Source organism: Nostoc sp., from assembly GCF_036918245.1.
In the GTDB taxonomy this organism is placed as follows: domain Bacteria; phylum Cyanobacteriota; class Cyanobacteriia; order Cyanobacteriales; family Nostocaceae; genus Nostoc.
This window is the reverse complement of record NZ_JBALEF010000041.1, coordinates 21,384-39,657: the sequence shown is the minus strand read 5'-3', so window position 1 is coordinate 39,657 and position 18,274 is coordinate 21,384. Positions and strand designations below refer to the sequence as shown.

17 protein-coding genes and 2 pseudogenes are annotated in these 18,274 nt (G+C 44.0%); 6 read left to right on the top strand and 13 right to left on the bottom strand.

Features of this window, described 5'->3' with window-relative positions:
- Window positions 1-227: 227 nt before the first annotated feature.
- Window positions 228-755: an ImmA/IrrE family metallo-endopeptidase gene (locus tag V7L12_RS09470; protein WP_335084091.1), complete on the top strand. Its 528-nt coding sequence runs from the start codon at window positions 228-230 to the stop codon at window positions 753-755.
- On the opposite strand, the gene rfbB is transcribed toward V7L12_RS09470, so the two are convergent.
- From rfbB to V7L12_RS09450, 4 genes are all read right to left on the bottom strand, one after another.
- Window positions 682-1,743: a dTDP-glucose 4,6-dehydratase gene (gene rfbB / locus V7L12_RS09465; protein WP_335084090.1), complete on the bottom strand. Its 1,062-nt coding sequence runs from the start codon at window positions 1,741-1,743 to the stop codon at window positions 682-684. The genes V7L12_RS09470 and rfbB overlap by 74 nt on opposite strands.
- A 61-nt stretch (window positions 1,744-1,804) precedes the next feature.
- Window positions 1,805-2,800, bottom strand: coding sequence for a glycosyltransferase (locus tag V7L12_RS09460; RefSeq protein WP_335084089.1), 996 nt, complete (start codon window positions 2,798-2,800; stop codon window positions 1,805-1,807).
- A 97-nt stretch (window positions 2,801-2,897) separates the two neighbouring features.
- On the bottom strand, window positions 2,898-3,599 hold the full coding sequence (locus V7L12_RS09455; RefSeq protein ID WP_335084088.1) for a DUF6391 domain-containing protein: 702 nt from the start codon (window positions 3,597-3,599) through the stop codon (window positions 2,898-2,900).
- Window positions 3,600-4,051: 452 nt separating this feature from the next.
- Window positions 4,052-4,315, bottom strand: a complete 264-nt coding sequence (locus V7L12_RS09450) for a helix-turn-helix domain-containing protein (protein ID WP_099103136.1) — start codon at window positions 4,313-4,315, stop codon at window positions 4,052-4,054.
- Between the two features lie 364 nt (window positions 4,316-4,679).
- On the opposite strand from V7L12_RS09450, the gene V7L12_RS09445 reads away from it, so the two are divergent.
- The gene (locus V7L12_RS09445; protein ID WP_335084087.1) at window positions 4,680-5,657 is read left to right on the top strand and encodes a carbohydrate kinase family protein; all 978 of its coding nucleotides are present in this window, start codon (window positions 4,680-4,682) and stop codon (window positions 5,655-5,657) included.
- On the opposite strand, the gene V7L12_RS09440 is transcribed toward V7L12_RS09445, so the two are convergent.
- Entirely contained in the window at window positions 5,654-5,857 is a 204-nt protein-coding gene (locus tag V7L12_RS09440; RefSeq protein ID WP_335084086.1) for a hypothetical protein, read from the bottom strand. The genes V7L12_RS09445 and V7L12_RS09440 overlap by 4 nt on opposite strands.
- Window positions 5,858-6,295: 438 nt before the next feature.
- Between V7L12_RS09440 and V7L12_RS09435 the strand changes: the two are divergent.
- Together V7L12_RS09435 and V7L12_RS09430 are read left to right on the top strand one after the other, a co-directional pair.
- A pseudogene (locus V7L12_RS09435) lies at window positions 6,296-7,355 on the top strand (ISAs1 family transposase).
- A 70-nt stretch (window positions 7,356-7,425) separates the two neighbouring features.
- Window positions 7,426-7,749 carry a hypothetical protein gene (locus tag V7L12_RS09430; protein WP_335084085.1) on the top strand — a complete coding sequence of 108 codons (324 nt, stop codon included), beginning with the start codon at window positions 7,426-7,428 and terminating at the stop codon, window positions 7,747-7,749.
- Between the two features lie 79 nt (window positions 7,750-7,828).
- On the opposite strand, the gene V7L12_RS33155 is transcribed toward V7L12_RS09430, so the two are convergent.
- Both V7L12_RS33155 and V7L12_RS09425 read right to left on the bottom strand, forming a co-directional pair.
- Window positions 7,829-8,020, bottom strand: a complete 192-nt coding sequence (locus V7L12_RS33155) for a hypothetical protein (RefSeq protein WP_442947881.1) — start codon at window positions 8,018-8,020, stop codon at window positions 7,829-7,831.
- Between the two features lie 94 nt (window positions 8,021-8,114).
- Window positions 8,115-9,431 carry a Gfo/Idh/MocA family protein gene (locus V7L12_RS09425; protein WP_335084084.1) on the bottom strand — a complete coding sequence of 439 codons (1,317 nt, stop codon included), beginning with the start codon at window positions 9,429-9,431 and terminating at the stop codon, window positions 8,115-8,117.
- 74 nt (window positions 9,432-9,505) lie between these two features.
- Between V7L12_RS09425 and V7L12_RS09420 the strand changes: the two genes are divergently transcribed.
- Window positions 9,506-9,769 (top strand): hypothetical protein, encoded by a 264-nt coding sequence (locus V7L12_RS09420; RefSeq protein WP_335084083.1) that lies wholly within the window; start codon window positions 9,506-9,508, stop codon window positions 9,767-9,769.
- A gap of 189 nt (window positions 9,770-9,958) precedes the next feature.
- Here the strand turns inward: V7L12_RS09420 and V7L12_RS09415 are convergent, their stop codons facing one another.
- From V7L12_RS09415 to V7L12_RS09405, 3 genes are all read right to left on the bottom strand, one after another.
- Complete coding sequence (locus V7L12_RS09415) at window positions 9,959-10,660, bottom strand: DUF4142 domain-containing protein (protein WP_335084082.1); 702 nt, start codon at window positions 10,658-10,660, stop codon at window positions 9,959-9,961.
- Window positions 10,661-11,329: 669 nt separating this feature from the next.
- Complete coding sequence (locus V7L12_RS09410) at window positions 11,330-12,400, bottom strand: aldo/keto reductase (RefSeq protein ID WP_335084081.1); 1,071 nt, start codon at window positions 12,398-12,400, stop codon at window positions 11,330-11,332.
- Between the two features lie 544 nt (window positions 12,401-12,944).
- On the bottom strand, window positions 12,945-13,322 hold the full coding sequence (locus V7L12_RS09405) for a DUF6632 domain-containing protein (RefSeq protein ID WP_335084080.1): 378 nt from the start codon (window positions 13,320-13,322) through the stop codon (window positions 12,945-12,947).
- Between the two features lie 418 nt (window positions 13,323-13,740).
- Between V7L12_RS09405 and V7L12_RS09400 the strand changes: the two are divergent.
- Window positions 13,741-14,111 (top strand): annotated as a pseudogene (locus tag V7L12_RS09400) (hypothetical protein).
- A 199-nt stretch (window positions 14,112-14,310) separates the two neighbouring features.
- Here the strand turns inward: V7L12_RS09400 and V7L12_RS09395 are convergent.
- Genes V7L12_RS09395 through V7L12_RS09385 form a run of 3 tightly spaced genes read right to left on the bottom strand, consistent with a single transcriptional unit; the run spans window position 14,311 to window position 18,114 of the window.
- Window positions 14,311-16,524 (bottom strand): xanthine dehydrogenase family protein molybdopterin-binding subunit, encoded by a 2,214-nt coding sequence (locus tag V7L12_RS09395; RefSeq protein ID WP_335084079.1) that lies wholly within the window; start codon window positions 16,522-16,524, stop codon window positions 14,311-14,313.
- Window positions 16,521-17,504 carry an FAD binding domain-containing protein gene (locus V7L12_RS09390; protein WP_335084078.1) on the bottom strand — a complete coding sequence of 328 codons (984 nt, stop codon included), beginning with the start codon at window positions 17,502-17,504 and terminating at the stop codon, window positions 16,521-16,523. Before V7L12_RS09390 ends, V7L12_RS09395 begins: the two co-directional genes overlap by 4 nt.
- Window positions 17,491-18,114 (bottom strand): (2Fe-2S)-binding protein, encoded by a 624-nt coding sequence (locus V7L12_RS09385; protein WP_335084077.1) that lies wholly within the window; start codon window positions 18,112-18,114, stop codon window positions 17,491-17,493. Before V7L12_RS09385 ends, V7L12_RS09390 begins: the two co-directional genes overlap by 14 nt.
- Window positions 18,115-18,274: the final 160 nt, after the last annotated feature.

Sequence of the window (18,274 nt, the reverse complement as noted above, 5' to 3'; positions counted from 1 at the left end):
TGATTGACTTTTTTGCACAAGCACTGCTGGCTAATTCTAATAATTATCTGTCTCGGCCATCACTGCTTCCTAAATATTAGACCTGAATCCTTACGGTAAAACAAGTTGAGAACCTAGCAAAACAACAAATTGTTGGTAGTTTTGAACGCAAAAAACTGGAGACTGCCATTCCTGAAATTCTTGCTTGTGCTAAACAAGTAGAAGGTATCGTGCAGATTCCTAAATTGATGGCAAATTTAGGTGTACATTTTCTAATTGTGCCCCATTTAAGCAAAACCTACTTGGATGGTGCAGGCTTTTATTTAAATAGCAATCCCATTATCGCGTTGACATTGAGATATGACCGGATAGATTCATTCTGGTTCACACTCATGCATGAGTTAGCACATATTGTTTTAGGACATCAAGGAGCTTATTTAGACAACTTGGATGCGTTAGAAGAGAATGATGAAGAAACAGAAGCTAATGAAAAAGCTACTGACTGGTTAATAAATCCTCAGACATTAAATGAATTTATTATCAGGAGTAAAAAAGTATTTTCTCGTAAAGAAATTGAAGAATTTGCTCAAAATCAAAATAGACATCCAGGCATAATTCTTGGTCGCTTACATTATGACAAATTAGTTTCCCATAAAAATTTGAGACAGTTACTCGTTAGAGTTAGCTCCATTTTGGGTAATTTTACAGATAATTTTTGCGATAGTAAGCTTGATATTCCGCAGACAGCAGAGGTTCCCACCAATGACGATGATTGAGATACCATTCAACAGTTAAACGTAAACCCTCAGCAATTGTTACTGAAGGTGTCCAACTAAGCTGAGTTTTAATTTTGTTCGCATTAATTGCATATCTCCGATCATGTCCTTGTCTATCTTTGACAAAAGTAATCAACTGCTTTGCTGGATGTATAGGTAAATCAGGTGCTAATTCATCCATCATTTCACACAAAAGTTGGACAAGGTTAATATTTTCCACCTCATTATTGCCACCAATATTGTATGTTTCCCCTGGTTGACCATGATGAATTACTACATCTAAAGCACGGCAATGATCGCCCACATAAAGCCAATCCCGTACATTATTACCATCACCATAAACAGGTAATGGTTTCCCTATCAAAGTGTTGATACACATCAGGGGAATCAGTTTTTCGGGAAACTGATAAGGGCCGTAATTATTAGAGCAATTTGTGATAATGGTTGGAAGTTGATAAGTATGATAATAAGCACGGACTAAATGATCACTACCCGCTTTTGAAGCTGAATAGGGACTATTGGGAGCGTAGGGTGTCGTTTCACAAAAAGCTGCATCATCTGCGCCCAGGCTACCGTAAACTTCATCAGTAGAAACGTGCAGGAAACGATAATCAGATGGCTGTGCTTTCGCCTCCCAGTGTTGTCGAAAAGCTTCTAGTAGGGTGAAAGTTCCGACCACATTAGTTTGCACAAAAGCAGCTGGCCCAAGAATCGAACGATCGACATGAGATTCAGCGGCAAAATGGGCGATGATATTAATATTTTCTGTTGATAATAACTCGTCTATGATGGTGCGATCGCAAATATCCCCCTGCACAAACCGAAAATTTTCTCTTCCCTCAACTAGCGCCAAATTCAGACGATTCCCCGCATAAGTAAGAGCATCCAACACCACCACGCGATCGTCTGGATAAACCTGACACCAATGATGGACAAAATTCGCCCCAATAAACCCCGCACCCCCAGTAACTAATAACCGCCGATTCATGCAATTTCCTCTCTTGTCTCTGTGAACTGTGCGCCTCTGCGGTTCGTTTGTATTATTTGTATTACTTAAAATATTTCTTCCTCAGCTTCCCATATACCCTCTGAGCAAGTAATTTCGCCATCCGTGTTTTCGTCAAACTCTTAATATTAGATGGCTGATAAATTTTGTGGTCAAAAAACTCATTTAACTCATCCAAAATAACTTGGAAACGTTTAATAATATTTTCAGTTCGATGCTCAACCAAAAAATCTTCAGATAAGCTAAAATCTACTGAAGATTCAATTACTTTCAAAATACGTTGCACATCATATTCTTGAGAATATCCAGCAATTTTATAGCAATTAAATCCAGGGTCTAAGTAATCAGCTAGTCCACCGTTGACACTAGAAAATACTTGACAACCACAAGCAAGAGCTTCCATTGGTTGTAGACCAAATCCTTCACTAACACGCTGTTGTGCCCAGTATTCAGCAGAATCATATAGGTAAACCTTAGCTCGGTTGAATAGTCCAGGTAAATCCTCTACATAAGAGTCAACAACCAATACTTTACAACGTTTTTGCAACGCTGGAATCAATTCTTTAATTAAATACTCAGAAGACTTCCGAGCTTGAACTAAAACATCAATATCCCGTTCCAAACCTAAATTTTGAAACTCATCAGAAATTTGATTGGGCAAATAATAAATCAGAGAATTGGGTGATTTTTCTCCCCAATATCCCATTGTATAGCGGCTAACAGTCATGATTGGAATACTTGCAGGTAGCCTAAATGGATAACCTGCACTATGTGCATGGTAAACGACATTGTATTGCTTAAGTTTAGCCACGAGTTGAGCTATATCAAACCCCCAACTGATCACAAAAATTACATCATTTAAATTTTTCTCTTTTAGCAAATCATCAATAAAAAGCTTATCTTTTTCCCGTTGACGGTAAGTTACAACATCAGCACTACAGAAATTCTGAGCTAGATTAAGTGCTTTTAACTCAGCCCAAAGACCACCACAGGCAAATTTGCTATCTGTACCAGGAAGTAAGAAGTAAAGTTTTCTCATAATTTTTTTTAGGGGAGTAAGAAGTAGGGAGTGGGGGGAGATGGGGGAGACAAGAGAGAAAATTTTATCTTGTCCCCCTCATCTCTTCTTACTCTCTTCATTCTTGCCAGCCTACTTTAACAAAATGTGCCTCACGCCCCCAAACGTCGCGTGTACGGGTAATATTTTCAATTGCTAGGTTAAAAGGAATGGCAGTTGTTAGGTGACGCTGTGCCATAGAACCCAAATCAGGTGCGAGTTCTGCGGCTGTCGTTGCCGCTAACCCCAAACCTATAAGTTGCTCTATTGGTCGAAATGGTAGCAACAGATGCACACCGACAGCTAGTCCAGCCGTTAAGAGCATTGCTACTGATAAATTTGTGCCACAACGGGGATGTACAGCCAAATCCCACTCTCCACTGGTGATGCGATGTCGAGCAAGTATTACCGCACGCCGCAAATCACTAATATTTACCTCACCATAGAGGTAGAATCCCTGCTCAGTAGATAAACCGCCTAATAGTTCATTATCTAGTTGAACGTTAGTGGATTCTGCTGGGGAAGAATAGGCACTTTTTGATTCACTAAGAACCCAAACAGTAGCATGTTCTAAAGCGTGAACCTGCCGCAGCATCAAAATTTCTTTCAACCCTGGAATAAACGATAGCTGTTTGAGTAAGTCGGCATCTTGTGTGGGTTGCCAAAAGTCTAAAGATTGGTCTTCTAGACTTGGAACCTTCTCAGATACAGGTATCGTAAAATCAAAGTTAAAAAATTTAAAGGGAGACGAGCTACCCTGAAAAGAAGCGGAAGTATTCATTGGAACACTACTCCCAAAGCCGATGGGGCAACATAGATTTCTTTCAAATGTAACGCTTGCACCACTGAATTGTTGCTAATTTTTGTAGATGATTGTTTTGTTAGGGTATGGGGCATTGGGGAGCCACTGCGGTCTTGGGGTTTCCCCAAGTGGAGCAAGTGGCGTCATTGGGCATTGTAGATGCTTCTCCCTAGACCCCAGACCCCAGTCCCCAGTCCCCAGTCCTACATCTGTTCTGCTGAATTTGGAAAGGAATTCTGATGTTTGATAGTTTCCGAGTCCGAGGGTCAGCTGGCTCCACTAACATAAACTCCAGCTGAGTGATGGACTCGGAACTTTTGGTAGAGTGTCCACACTGAAAACTTAGACGTAAAGAGGGAACAATCAGTAAAACTCAAAATTGGCTTGTAATTTACTAGACCAAAGCAATTACGCTTCTACTAGTAAATTGTTTATTCAATCTGATTAGGCAGAGTACAGCAATTGACATCATTCAAACAGACTTTGCCCCACTGTAAAGCCCAGCGGACAAGAGCTACTCGATTATCTGTCTCAGTCTTAGTGAGAATATTACTGATATGGTTATCAACTGTACGCTTGCTAATCTCCAGTTTTCCTGCAATCTCTTGGTTAGTTAAGCCAGCGGCCACTAGGTCGATAATTTGCAGTTCTCTGTCTGACAGACTAACGGGGGTCTCAGACTTGCCACCAGCCATGACTATTTCTATCCTCCCTTGGTATATGTACTTAATCGCTCTTTCTAATTCTAGAAGATTCTTTTCTTGGTAGGGGTTTCAAGTATTAGCAGTAATACGATTGTCAATATTTTCTTTGGATTTCAAGTTGGCAAAAATATAAACTACGCGACACATTAAGTAATAAATATAGCTCATCTTGAGATAATTTACGTCTAAATGCTGAGATAAAATAAGCGAGGATTAGAAGCATATACATGGTAATAGGAGTAGTAAAAATTGCTATTTAATTCTATGAAGGACTGGCGACAGATTAGCAAAAATTATTGTAGATTTTATACTGTAAATTCCTAATCCCAAATCGAAATCTAAAATTGAAAATGAGATGAGCAATCCCCGTGTTTTGTGCCTTGGTGAAATTTTGTTTGATTGTTTAGCCGATCAATTAGGGCTAAAGCTGGAAGAAGTGAAATCTTGGACTCCTTACCCAGGAGGGGCACCAGCTAATGTAGCCTGTGCTTTAGTCAAGCTGGGAATGTCAGCGGGATTTATCGGAGCCGTTGGCGAAGATGAGCCAGGGAATACACTGGTCAAGCTATTACAAGATGTAGGTGTAGAGACTACAGGAGTACAACGCCATCCCACAGCACCAACGCGGCAAGTTTATGTTACACGGGATCTGGCTGGCGATCGCACCTTTGCCGGATTTGGTCAGTACGATACCGCAGAATTTGCCGATACTCGCCTGCAAGCTAAACAATTGCCAAATTCGCTGTTTCAAGAGGCAGATTTTCTGGTTTTGGGTACTTTGGAATTAGCCTATCCTGAAACTGAAGAGGCAATTCACCGCGCTTTAGAGTTAGCAGAACATTACGACTTAAAAATTGTGCTGGATGTCAACTGGCGTCCTGTATTTTGGAAAGAGCCAAACATCGCCCGTCAAAAAATTCCAGAATTATTTAAGCGAGTCGATTTCCTCAAACTCTCCAAAGAAGAGGCTGAATGGCTATTTGAAACCGCAGATCCCGGAGCCATTACTTATCGTCTAGCTTCAATTGAGGGAGTACTGGTGACAGATGGGGAAAACGGCTGCACTTATTGTCTAGGTGAGAATGAAGGCAAATTACCCTCGTTTTCCATCCCTGTAGTTGATACAACTGGTGCAGGAGATAGCTTTTTGGCAGGATTCATCTACCAACTGAGTCAGTATGGTATCCACAGCTTGCGGGATGCAGAAACAGCAAAACGCATTGTCACTTATGCCAATGCTGTTGGGGCACTGACTACTATTAAACCAGGTGCGATCGCTTCTCAACCTACTGCTGCTGAAGTCGAAGCTTTTCTCGCCGCAAATGAACTCTAAAAACTAGCATAAGTCACTGGGATATCAGCCTTTATTGGCTGATACTCCTGACTAGAAAATGGACGAAAGCCTTCATGCCATTCTGCGGTCATATTGCACAATAAACGCAGCTGGAGAGGTGTCGGCACTGGGTTAACGCGCTCAACATGTACTTTTAGAAGTTCTGAATTTTTGTTCTTGAGTTTAAAAACATCATCCACAATATACCGAGGGCAATAACCTACGATGTAATGATCTTCAGTGCATAAGAGCAATGCACGCAGGTCATAGGGATTTTGAAATTCGTTAGCTAAATATCAGGGTAAGCGCATCTAATTTTGTAATTAAAAGTACAGATTATTTTGATAAAGTATGTATGCAGATAAGAGATTATGAGTATGAAATGTGTTAAGTAGTAGCCTAATGAACGAGCGTTAAATATTGTCGGGGACTATCTTATGGGATCAGGCTTCAACTGTGCTAGTTCAAAGCGTAAAACGAATTCCAAATTGAATGTACCCAGTGCTACAGCCGTAACAGAACAAATGTACTCGTTTGTTCGTGAGATAGAAGACCGGCGTTAGCGAAGCTCGCCGCAGGCATCGCAACGCACTCGTGCCCACTTGTTAACAGACATTCTAATTATCGGAATACTATCAGTGATTGCAGGAGGTAAAGGATGGGAAGATATGGAAACTTACGGGTTAAGCAAATATGATTGGTGAAGGGAATTTTTAGCTCTACCTAATGGTATTCCTTGCCCAGATACGTTTCGACGAGTATTTGAGCGGATTAACCCGAAAGTATTTGAGCGTTGCTTTCAAAAATGGGTACAGTCGATAGTTGAAACAGTAGGTACACAAGTGATTCCCATCGATGGCAAGACTCTTAAAGGTTCCGATGACACAGAACAAGGAAAATCAGCCTTACACCTTGTCAGTACTTGGGCAAGTAAGTATCGTCTTGTCTTGGGTCAAGTAAAAGTTGCTGATAAATCGAATCAAATCACGGCAATTCCGGCTCTGTTAGAACTGCTTGACCTTGCTGGGTGCATGATCACGATTGATGCTTTTGCGTTCACAAACCGCAATTGCTGCTCAAATATACAATGCCAAAGCAGATTATGTTTTAGCACTTAAAGCCAACCATCCTACACTTCATGCCCAAGTTAAGGCTTGGTTTGAGCAAGCACAAGCTCTCAACTTTGAGGGTATAACCGTAAGCTATAACCAACGGGTGGAGAAAGGACATCATCGCACGGAAAAAAGACTTGTTTGGGCTGTACCTGTTTCTCAACTACCTCCACTGCATCAACCTGCTGATTGGGCAGGTCTCAAAACCGTTGTAATGCTGGTGTGAGTGCGACATTTATGGAACAAAACTACCCGTGAGATTCAATTTTATTTGACTAGTTTGGAAAGTGACGCCTGTAAACTAGGGCAGACTATTCGTCTGCATTGGGGCATTGAGAATGGTTTACATTGGACTCTTGATGTCACTTTCAATGAAGATGCAAGTCGCATCCGTACTGGTCATGCACCACAGAATTTTGCTCTGCTGCGACGGATTGCCCTGAATGGTTTGAACCGAGAGGAATCTTTCAAGCGTAGTAATCGCCAAAAATCTCATCGAGCGGCAATGGATAATAATTACATGCTTACTATTCTTGCTGCTTGTTTATCTCAACATGATGATGCTTCTGAATCCGCTTGTCAATAGCATTTGAGACGCGCTTACCCTGGGGCCTGATGTATCAGTAAACGCCAACCTAGAAACTCAAAGTTTCGTAGTGAATAATCTTCCTGGCGGGAACACCGCTAAGTTCACATTTATAAACTTTGATAATATCAAAGGCACAAATCAAAGTGACACCATTGTTGGAGATGGGCAAAATAATCTGTTATTTGGTAATGGTGGTGAGGATACACTTTCTGGCAAAAGTGGCAATGACATACTTACTGGTGGAAATGGTAACGATACTCTCACTGGTGGAGTAAGTGCAGATAAATTTGTTTTTACCAACTTATTAGAGGGTGTTGACATTATTAAAGACTTCAAGGCTGTTGAAGGTGACAAAATTCAGGTTTCTCAAGCAGGTTTTGGCGCTATTTGAATCAGTGACTTCAGTTATGATGCCCTCACTGGTTCTTTGTTCTTCCAAGAATCTAGATTCGCCATTGTTGAAAATAAGCCTATTGGTTTTCAAGCCAATCTAGACATTCAAGGTGTTTAAAATCCGGTAACAATAAAATCAAGCATTTGGTGTCAGTTCTAGAAATATTGGGTAAGAAAAGAACTGGATTGTAAAGTTGAAGAAACAGGGGAGAGGTGGTGAGAGAAGTTATTAACCAAGCTCCCTCTGTATCCTCCATCCAACCCCCAATGTTGGAGACAATTGAGGCAATTGAGCGATCGCAAAACAAAGATTTACGAAACGGACTCTAAGTAGAGGTTGTCATGACTGCGGTATGCACACATTTACTTCAGCATTCGAGGAGCAGGGCCACGAGTGGTATCCAGTCCTGACACACGAGGTAGGGTAATCGTCTTGCCTGTTTGTGCGGCTTCGTAAATCAACGCGATTAGTTTTTGGTCTTGCAAACCTTCTTCACCAGGGGTATGGGGTTGCTTGTTCTGAATCACACAATCCGCCATGTGATCGATTTCTAAGGCAAACTGATTTTTCTCACCTATCCGCACTTCGCTGATGTTTTCTGCCATGCTATTGGTGGGCGATTTGCGCGAAATCATCATCCGCAAACCGTTATAGGAAAACCCCGGATCGAGTTGCGCCCAAGCATCAGAGCCGAAAACGCGGAATCGACGCGCTTCGTGGAAGCCGTAGCTAGTGGAGCAAATCCCTAGTATCCCACTGGGAAACCGCAGCTGGAAGGTGACACTTTCTTCAACTTCTTTGAAGCGGGGATCGCCAGGAGTGCTAAAGATTTGGGCGCTAATTGCGATCGGTTCCTCTCCCGTCAAATAGCGAGTTGCATTCAAGCAATAAACTCCCACATCCGGTAAAGAACCACCTCCAGCTAAAGCGCGTTTCAATCGCCACTGGCTCAAGTCACCTCCCTGGTTTTGTCCGTTGTCTGCCTGAATCACCTTCACAGTTCCCAATTCTTTGCTGCGGATCATCTGAATCATGGCGCGATGGTGTGGCTCGTATTGGCAGCGATAAGCAATCATCAGCTTGCGATTCGCTTGTTTGCACGCATCGATCATCTGTTGAGCATCTTCGACTGTGGTTGCCATTGGCTTTTCACACAGAATATGCTTTCCTGCTTTCGCACCACGCACCGTATATTCCCGGTGCATACTGTTAGGCAGTACAATATAAATCACATCAATGTCTGGATTGTTGCGGAGATTGTCGTAATTCTGATAGTTGTAGATGTTCTGCGGTTTAATGCCATACTGCTGTGCAACAAGATTTGCTTTAGCAGCATCACTACTAACCAATGCAACTGGCTTTGCTAGTTTACATTCTGCAAACGCAGGCATGATTTCTTCTAATGTCAATCTGCCAAGTCCAACGATCGCAAACCCCAAACGTCGTTCTGGGGGTAATGCAGTTGGTGGCCCACCCGTATCAACCTCAGTCTTTTCCGAGATGGGCGGAAACTGAATTTGAGGCGGTAAGGGGCCTCCGCGTGGGGTGGCTTGCTCAGTTGGCTGTTGGGCAACAACCTCTTCGCCTATACTACCAATTGCGGTGGCTGAAATGGCTCCTAACCCAGCAGTAGTGAGAATCTGACGACGAGAAAATTTTCCTTTAAACACTTTAGGCATCGTGGTTCCTTAATAATGAAATTTTGGATTTAGTACAGCAATTCGTAGCGAATTAAATTTGGAAATACCCTGCAATGCCAATGCGTCGCCTGACAATGCCAATGCGTCGCCTGACAATGCCAATGCGTCGTCTGACAATGCCAATGCGTCACCTTACAATGCCAATACGTCGTCTGACAATGCCAATGCATCGCCTGACAATGCCAATGCATCGCCTGACAATGCCAATGCATCGCCTGACAATGCCAATGCGTCGCCTGACAATGCCAATGCGTTCCTCTGCAATTAAAAATCTACGCTCTTACGCAAAACTGTACTTAGAGAACTCCAAGAAATAAATTATCTAATTCCTTCATGCAACGCTAATATTAGATTTTTCTGGCTAAAACTCTTTAACGTAGATGCAGAGCGACTTGTCGCAGGCTATCGCCTTCTTTACGAGACACTACGCATAGCTTGCTTCTTTGCAGGAGTACGCGCAGTGGACACAAAGGGAAAAAAGAAATGTTTAACTGAACTGTATTGCCTTATGGGGTACTGCTTGGAGTTGGGGTACTGCTTGGAGTTGGGGTACTAGTTGAACTTCCAGGATTAATAAGAGAACGAACTTCTTCCAGGTGAGCTTGGAGGGTTGGTAGCTTTTGAGCCGCAAATGCTTTCACATCTGGATCTTGTCCCTGTTGAGATTCAGTTTCAAATGCGGAGACATCCTTTTGATGATCTTCAAGCATGTGATTCAAATATTCGCTATTAAACTTAGTACCAGAAAGTTTAGATAAGCGCTGCTCGACTTGCTTATTTGTGCTATTGAGAGTAGTTGGAAGCGTTACACCTTTTTGAGTCGCCAACTGTTTGAGTTCATTGTTTACCGGGGTGTGATCATCAACCATACGCTGTCCATACTGTTTTACCGCATTGCTAGCTCCACGTTTTGATGCCAGTTTTCCTAATTGGACTTCTGCTAAACCACCTTGAGCGGCTTCAGTCATAAACTGTCTGTCTGAAGAACTGAGGCTATTTTGCCCTGATGGAGTTGGTGAAACAGTTGGTGAGGTAGTTGGTGATACAGTTGGTGAGGTAGTTGGTGATGGACTTTCAGTCCCTTGTACAGGCACAGCAGATGGAGCTTCCGATGTAGTCTGGTCATGGGGAGTAGTTGGTGTGCAACCAGTCGCCAAAGATAAGGCGATCGCTACTATACCAGTAGAATATATTTTGAAGTTGGACATAATTGTTCTCCTTGGATAAAGCTATATGTTGCAAAATTGAATGAAAAATAAGCGTGATCGAGCAAGTTAGTTGCCATATCCCTGTCCATGATGCTGAGTCCTTAATATGCAATGCGTTTCATAATGATGTTTTCGCATATTGTCTTACTTTAAGGAAATCTGGACATGATAAGTCAATCTTTTTCTACCTTCCTATAACATTTCAAGGCTTTGAGGATAAATACATCTTCCAATCGACAGACTCAGCAGCATTAAATAATGGGCTTTTTGTGAAAATGCATCGGTTCATATCTAATTGATCTAACTCACAACTACGAAATTGCGTAGGCGTAGCCTGCACTTCTCTACAAGACGCTCTTGCTAGCTTGCTTCCACGTTCGCGTATCCCGTAGGGAAGTGGTATGACAAAGCTCAGTGACCGAATGGCACTAAGAAAAGCCCAAAGACTTATTGTATCCTCGTTCCCAGCCTGGAGGCTGGGAACGAGTTCCGAGAGGCTCTGCCTCTTGTCAAGAAAGAGGAGGCGGAGCCTCCGAGAATGGGTTCCCAGCCTCCAGGCTGGGAACCAGTTGGGGCAAGGGCTGTATCTTAACTTAGTGCCATTCGCTCAGTGACCCTCGTAGACATCGCTGTTTACGTAAACAAAATGGTTAAATATAGTATTAATATTTACCCAAGCCAAGCTGGATTCATGGCTGTACTATCATTTTGGGTTGTAGTCTTATATCGTTCGTACTGCCCTTTAGCAGCTGCCTCACGGGTACGCGCTAACAGTGCTGTAACTCGTGCTTGATCCATTGGCTCAAACGTGCGGACTGCCTCAAACGCCTGGTCTAGAATTTTCATGCTGTCAATGCCCGTAATTACAACTGAGGTTGGCAAATTCATTGCGTAGTGTAGGCACTCGATCGCACTAACCGTGTTGCTTCTGAGAATGTAAGACTCCCCAATCGTTTTCATTGCCAATACACCAATGTTGTTTTTTACTAGCACAGGTAAAACCTGGTGTTCAAAACTTCTAAAATGGGCATCCATTACATTCAAGGGCATCTGCACGGTGTCGAAGCGGAAACCATTTTGTGCAGCACTTTCCAGCATTTGAAGGTGAATCTGGGGATTTTTATGTCCTGTAAAACCGATATAGCGAATTTTACCTGCTTTTTGCGCTTCAACGGCTGCCTCCATTGAGCCACCGGGGGCAAACACCCGATCGGGGTCTTCAAAGCGGAGTATTTCATGATGCTGCAATAAATCAATGTGATCGACCTGCAAATCTTTGAGCGATTCATCAATCTGCATTTTGGCAGCGGCTTTGGTGCGACCGTCGATTTTCGTCATTAGGAAGACCTTTTGGCGATAACCATTCTTAAGAGCATTTCCCATCCAACGGTGGCTACGTCCATTGTGATAGTCCCAAGAGTTATCCATAAAGTTGATGCCGCGATCAATGGCACTGCGGATCAACTTGATACTTTCTTGCTCTTCTTCAATTTTTCCAATGTGATATCCCCCCAAGCCAATCACAGATACTTGTTCTTTAGTGCGTCCCAGGTTGCGATACAACATTTCGCCGCGTCGCGTTGAAGTCGGTGAACTTTGGGCTAGCAGTTGAGTTTTTTCATCAACAGGTTCTGCTTGGGCAAGGATCGGTTGCAAAAATCCTTCCGAAACTGCAAGTCCTGCTGCCACTAATCCCGAAGCAGAAGCAGTTTTTAACAAGCTGCGTCTACTGATTTCCATAATTGTCTCCTACAAGCAACAACAGGAATGAGCCGTATATTATCACGGCTATCTGGCACAGAGACTCTAGCTAAGGTGTGTTTTGAAGGATACTCCGCAAGATGCATTCACAATGCTTACCTTTTGTTTTAGCTTGCTTACAGCTATTTTCAGGTAAATAGACCACGCGGTAGGGGCGCAAGGCCTTGCGCCCCTACTACAACAGATGTGGTTCAAATACTTGAATTCTGCTGTAATTTAAAACTTTATCGATAAAGGTAGGAGTCAAAGTGCAGCAGGAAAACTGCCTCTAAGGGATTTTTAAGTACAAAAATAAGTAGATGGACAAAAATATTTACAGTCATTGCAAGTAAAGCGTAAAGCTTTGTCCTAACAGAGACGCTCTTGCTAGCTTGCTTCCCCGTAGGGGTACAGCATAACTTCATTTAGCGCAAAGCGTCTTGTTGGTGCAGCCTCTCCAAGAGTTGAGAAGCAACGCCAGCCCTTGCGATCGCTTTTGCTTATCTCTTCAATTGCAAGAGATGTACAGACATTCCATACCCGCTCATGTACTTGACACTACTTTGCGGGGCGCTAAAAAGCCAAGGACAATTGCTACCAAGAACAATGCTGGAACATCACCAAACAGATGTCCCTGTTCAACAGGGTCAATTACTGCATGTACCGCCATGATCAGCCCGGGGACTAAACTTGATGTGACGGTGAACCAGATTAAACTGAGGTGAGCTTCTGGTTGCTTTGAAGCTAACAGCAAAAAGACACCAAGCGTCGCATAAACACCAATAATCATCTGTTCGTATTCGTGCTGACGTGGTTGCCATAACCAGCCTGATGCCCAAACCTGACTCAGGGGATAGATAAGTAGAAAAGCTATTCCAATAAGAACCAGAGCAATTCGTAAGTAGCGATCGCGCTCATCCATTGTTTTAACCTCCGCGATTTTCCAGTGCAGTCTCTACTAACAAAACTGTATAATTTTGTGATTGTATTCCCACTAGTAACACTTCAGCTTTGGAGTGTTAGAAATTTTAATGCTTTTTGTGGTTTAAAACTGATTTAAATCTGAGTGCAAGTCGATGCATTCACAATACAAGTCGATGCATTCACGATGCAAGTCGATGCATTCACAATGCAAATCGATGCATTCACAATGCAAGTCAATGCATTCACGATGCAAGTCGATGTATTCACAATGCAAGTCGATGCATTCACAATGCAAGTCGATGCATTCACAATGCTTACCCTTTGTTTAAGCTTGCCCGATTTAAAACTTTATCTTACTGATATATTTTTAGTCGCAATAGGTACATTATATGTAGACTATATTAGTAGATACATCTATGATTATCCAAGATACAACATGCCGTTTGCGCCCTCAAACCATTAGTCAAAATATTGACCATTCCACGGTTTGCAAACTGTCAGCACCTATAACACAACTCGTGCTGATGCCTCTACTGCAAATTTACAAGAAGTTTATCAGGCAATGTTGATTTCTCAACAAACCGAAACTGAGAAACTAGCTTTATACCGTGCTGCTTCTGATGCTGCTCGATTAGCAGAGTGGGAATTTCATAATGGTGTATTAGCGATGAAAGAAGTCGTGCGCGGGCAATATGGCTCAGATAGCGATCAGGCTCAAGCGGTGGAACTGAAGAAAAAATCAGACCGCAAGCGTCCTACGCGCAAAAAGCCAGATGCGATGGCGTAACCGCCCGCTGGAAGCGATCGCAAGTTACAGCTATTTTCAGGTAAATAGACCACGCGGTAGGGGCGCAAGGCCTTGCGCCCCTACAACAGATGTGGTTCAAATACTTGAATTCTGCTGTAATCAACTTAATTTAGTTTGAAAATTAGCGATCGCTAATTATATGATTGAGCTTTCATCATTTCGGCGATCGCAAATCTATCTACAGCAGCTTGTCTAATGTAATTGGCAAATCGCGGACGCGCTTACCTGTGGCATGATAGACAGCATTAGCGATCGCCGCCGCCGTGCCGGTAATCCCAATTTCACCAACTCCCTTGACACCAAGCGGGTTGATATGTGGATCGTGTTCATCGACAAACAACACCTGAATATCAGGAACGTCTGCATTCACTGGTACGTGATACTCAGCTAAGTCATGGTTGACAACGCGTCCTCGGTTCGGGTCTGTTACCGTATGTTCCATCAGTGCCATACCGATACCATAGATAATCCCACCAATTAGCTGACTGTTGGCTGTTTTAGCGTTGAGTATTCGTCCTACGCCAAAAGTTCCCACCCAGCGCGTCACTCGCACTTCGCCCAAATCAGGCTCAACGCGCACTTCGGCAAACTGCGCTCCAAATGCGTGCATTGAAAACTTCTTTTGTTCGTCTCCAGGCTTGGCATCTGCACGCGCTTCGAGCATTTTCATTCCATGTCGTGCCAAGATTGCCTGATATGTTTCGGTTGCAGAGGATTTATTTTTTAAGAAAAAGCTGCCATTTTCGGCAATCACATCCTCAGCGTTTGAACTATAAAGCGGCGATTTTTGATCGGCAAGTGCTAGTTCTAAAAGCTGGCTGCGAGCTTGATTTCCCGCTAAATGCACGGACGAGCTGACACTGGCGGCAGTTTGTGAACCACCGGAAACGGGGGTTTCTGGCATCTTAGTATCGCCTAGTTCAAAGCGAACTTTGTCAACTGGTAGACCGAGTGCCTCAGCTGCGACTTGAGTCATTACAGTATAAGTCCCCGTGCCAATATCTTGCGAACCGCTCTGCACAACGGCTGTACCGTCTGCCATAATTCGGGCGATCGCTGATGCTGGAGAACGGTTGGTAGGATAAGTTGCTGTCGCCATACCCCAACCAATCAAATAATTGCCATCTCGCATTGAACGCGGCTTAGGATTGCGCTTTTGCCAACCAAACTTTTCTGCTCCTAATCTGTAGCACTGGATCAGTGACTTGCTCGACCAAGGCAGTCCTTTACTAGGATCGACATCAGCATGGTTACGCAGACGCAGTTCCACCGGATCGATATTCAGCGCATAAGCTAGTTCGTCCATTGCTGATTCTAGGGCAAACGAGCCAGAAGCTTCTCCAGGCGCACGCATAAAGGTTGGTGTACCCTCATCGAGCTGCACCAGATGATGGCTAGTTTCGATATTCGGGCAAGCGTAAATCATCCGGGCGCTTTTACCAACTGGTTCGATAAATTCATCGAAAGTTGAAGTCTGGGAAATGCCACTGTGTCGCAGAGCGGTTAATTTGCCCTCGCGGGTTGCACCTAGAGCAACCTGTTGAATTGTCTCTGGTCGGAAGCCGACAGGCCCATACATCTGTATCCGACCTAGTACCAGTTTGACTGGGCGCTTAACCTGCCGTGCTGCCATCGCCGCTAGAGGCACATGCGACCAAGCCGACCCTTTGCAACCGAAGCCACCGCCCACAAAGTAAGACATCACGCGGACATTCTCTGGCTCAATCCCCAATACCCCCGCAACTTTTTGTTGAACCTGAAAAATTCCCTGAGTTGCATCATACAGCAGCAGTTGATCGCCCTGCCAAACTGCTGTTGTGGCATGAGGCTCCATCGGATTGTGATTTTCAATCGGTGTAGTATAGGTTTGCTCGACGCGGACAGCCGCAGCCGCTAGTCCCTGGTTAATATTGCCGTGAGTTGAATCGGGCGGCTCTTCTCTGGGGATTTTACCTTTAGGCAAGTATGCCTTAGCGAGATTATCCCGCATATTGATGGTCGGCTTCTCTTCGTCATAGCGAACTTGCACCAGTGAAGCAGCGTACATAGCTCGTTCAAAGGTATCGGCAACGACCACACCAATATGCTGACCGCTATACAGGACAATGTTATCTTGCAGGACTTGCAGCTTGCGACCGCCGCCCTTTTCTCCAGATGCCTTCGGTGCATTGAGGTGAGTAATTACTGCTAGCACACCCGGTACTTTTTCCGCCGCCTTTGTATCGATTTGGGCAATCTTCCCTTTGGCGATCGTGCTTTGAATTGTCACGCCATAAGTCATTTTTGCTACTGGGAACTCTGCCGAATAGCGCGCGCCACCCGTCACCTTCAGGTGTCCATCGACTCGATTTAACGGTTTGCCAAGAACTGTATTTGTATCCCCCGTATTCATGCCATTCCTCCCACCGTTGTCAGCGCCTTAACAATTGTGCGTTTAGCCAGTTCGACTTTAAAGCCGTTGTATTTTTGAGGTTTAGCTCCAGCGATCGCAGCCAATGCTGCTGCTTGAAATGTTGCCTGGTTTACGGGCTTGTTCAAAAGTGCTTTTTCCGCTTCAAAAGCACGCCAGGGCTTTGTTCCTACGCCACCAAGGGCAATGCGTGCCGAGCGAATAATCCCATTTTGAATATCTAATGCCGCTGCAACCGATGTCATCGCAAAGGCATAGGAGGCGCGATCGCGGACTTTTAAATAATGCGATCGCCTGGCGAAGTTTAAAGCAGGTAAGTCAACGGCAACAATTAACTCTCCGTGTTCTAGAACCGTCTCCCTTTCTGGTGTATTACCCGGTACAAGATGAAAATCTACAAGCGGAATACTGCGCTCTCCTCTCGGTCCGCGTGTTTGGACAACGGCATCGAGTGCCACCATTGCCACAGCCATATCCGAAGGATGGGTGGCAATACAGCGATCGCTACCGCCAAGAATCGCATGGATGCGGTTATAACCCTCGATTGCTGGACAACCTGAACCAGGAACACGCTTATTGCAGGGGAAGGCGGTGTCGCGGAAGTAGTAGCACCGGGTGCGTTGCAGTAAATTTCCGCCTACTGTTGCCATATTTCGCAGTTGCGGTGATGCCCCAGACAGCAACGCCTCTGACAGCACAGGGTAACGATCACGAATTATCGGATTATAAGCAACATCGCTATTGCTTGCCATTGCTCCAATCCGCACGCCGTTACCCTGCACTTCTATTTTGGTTAACGGTAGTGGGTTAATGTCAACTAACTGTCTTGGGGTCTGTACATTCAGCTTCATCAGATCGATGAGGCTGGTACCACCAGCTAAGTACGAGGCCTGGGCATCTGGAGTAACCAAAGCCACGGCATTCTCTGCTTGTCCCGCTTTTTTATAGTTAAACGGCTGCATCTTTTTTCCCCTCTAAGACATCGCGGACAGCAGCCACGATATTTGGATAAGCCCCACAACGGCAGATATTTCCGCTCATCAGTTCGCGAATATCGGCATCTGACTTAGCGTGTCCTTCGTTCACCAAACCCACTGCTGAACAAATCTGTCCTGGTGTGCAGTAGCCACACTGAAACGCATCGTGGGCAAGAAACGCAGCTTGCATCGGGTGCAGATTATTTCCTTGTTCCAGCCCTTCAATAGTTGCGATCGCAGCATCAGTATGCATAATCGCAAATGTCAGGCACGAATTAATCCGTTGCCCATCAACCAGCACCGTGCAAGCTCCACACTGACCATGATCGCAACCTTTTTTAGTACCAATTAGTCCTATATATTCCCGAAGTGCATCAAGTAAGGTAACACGCGGTTCAATCTGCAAACTATGTGCTGTTCCGTTCACTTGCAGCGTCACTTTCACAGTTTCAGGTGTCGAACTTGCCAGCATTGGAGTAGTTTTTTTGACTTGAGTTTCTGCTACAGCTTTCTCTACAAAATTAGCGATTGTAGCTGCTACTGTGCTGAAGACCATCAATTGACCAAACTTGCGACGTCTTAAGACAAATCTCATTTGTTCACTCCATCTATTTTTGTTAAGTAATAATATTGAGTAATTATCTGTACTTAATTTTTTGATAGAAAACCATACTTTCTTAAAAGCATTTTATTAAAAAAAACATTATTAATAGAATACAATTTCATCTTGTTATGTCTCTCTATCAGAAGGTTTA

Bases quoted from the DNA above. Each gene is read 5' to 3' on its own strand.
- V7L12_RS09470 (WP_335084091.1), top strand. From the start codon at position 228: ATGGCAAATTTAGGTGTACATTTTCTAATTGTGCCCCATTTAAGCAAA.
- rfbB (WP_335084090.1), bottom strand. From the start codon at position 1,743: ATGAATCGGCGGTTATTAGTTACTGGGGGTGCGGGGTTTATTGGGGCG.
- V7L12_RS09460 (WP_335084089.1), bottom strand. From the start codon at position 2,800: ATGAGAAAACTTTACTTCTTACTTCCTGGTACAGATAGCAAATTTGCC.
- V7L12_RS09455 (WP_335084088.1), bottom strand. From the start codon at position 3,599: ATGAATACTTCCGCTTCTTTTCAGGGTAGCTCGTCTCCCTTTAAATTT.
- V7L12_RS09450 (WP_099103136.1), bottom strand. From the start codon at position 4,315: ATGGCTGGTGGCAAGTCTGAGACCCCCGTTAGTCTGTCAGACAGAGAA.
- V7L12_RS09445 (WP_335084087.1), top strand. From the start codon at position 4,680: ATGAGCAATCCCCGTGTTTTGTGCCTTGGTGAAATTTTGTTTGATTGT.
- V7L12_RS09425 (WP_335084084.1), bottom strand. From the start codon at position 9,431: ATGCCTAAAGTGTTTAAAGGAAAATTTTCTCGTCGTCAGATTCTCACT.
- V7L12_RS09420 (WP_335084083.1), top strand. From the start codon at position 9,506: ATGCCAATGCGTCGCCTGACAATGCCAATGCGTCGCCTGACAATGCCA.
- V7L12_RS09415 (WP_335084082.1), bottom strand. From the start codon at position 10,660: ATGTCCAACTTCAAAATATATTCTACTGGTATAGTAGCGATCGCCTTA.
- V7L12_RS09410 (WP_335084081.1), bottom strand. From the start codon at position 12,400: ATGGAAATCAGTAGACGCAGCTTGTTAAAAACTGCTTCTGCTTCGGGA.
- V7L12_RS09405 (WP_335084080.1), bottom strand. From the start codon at position 13,322: ATGGATGAGCGCGATCGCTACTTACGAATTGCTCTGGTTCTTATTGGA.
- V7L12_RS09395 (WP_335084079.1), bottom strand. From the start codon at position 16,524: ATGAATACGGGGGATACAAATACAGTTCTTGGCAAACCGTTAAATCGA.
- V7L12_RS09390 (WP_335084078.1), bottom strand. From the start codon at position 17,504: ATGCAGCCGTTTAACTATAAAAAAGCGGGACAAGCAGAGAATGCCGTG.
- V7L12_RS09385 (WP_335084077.1), bottom strand. From the start codon at position 18,114: ATGAGATTTGTCTTAAGACGTCGCAAGTTTGGTCAATTGATGGTCTTC.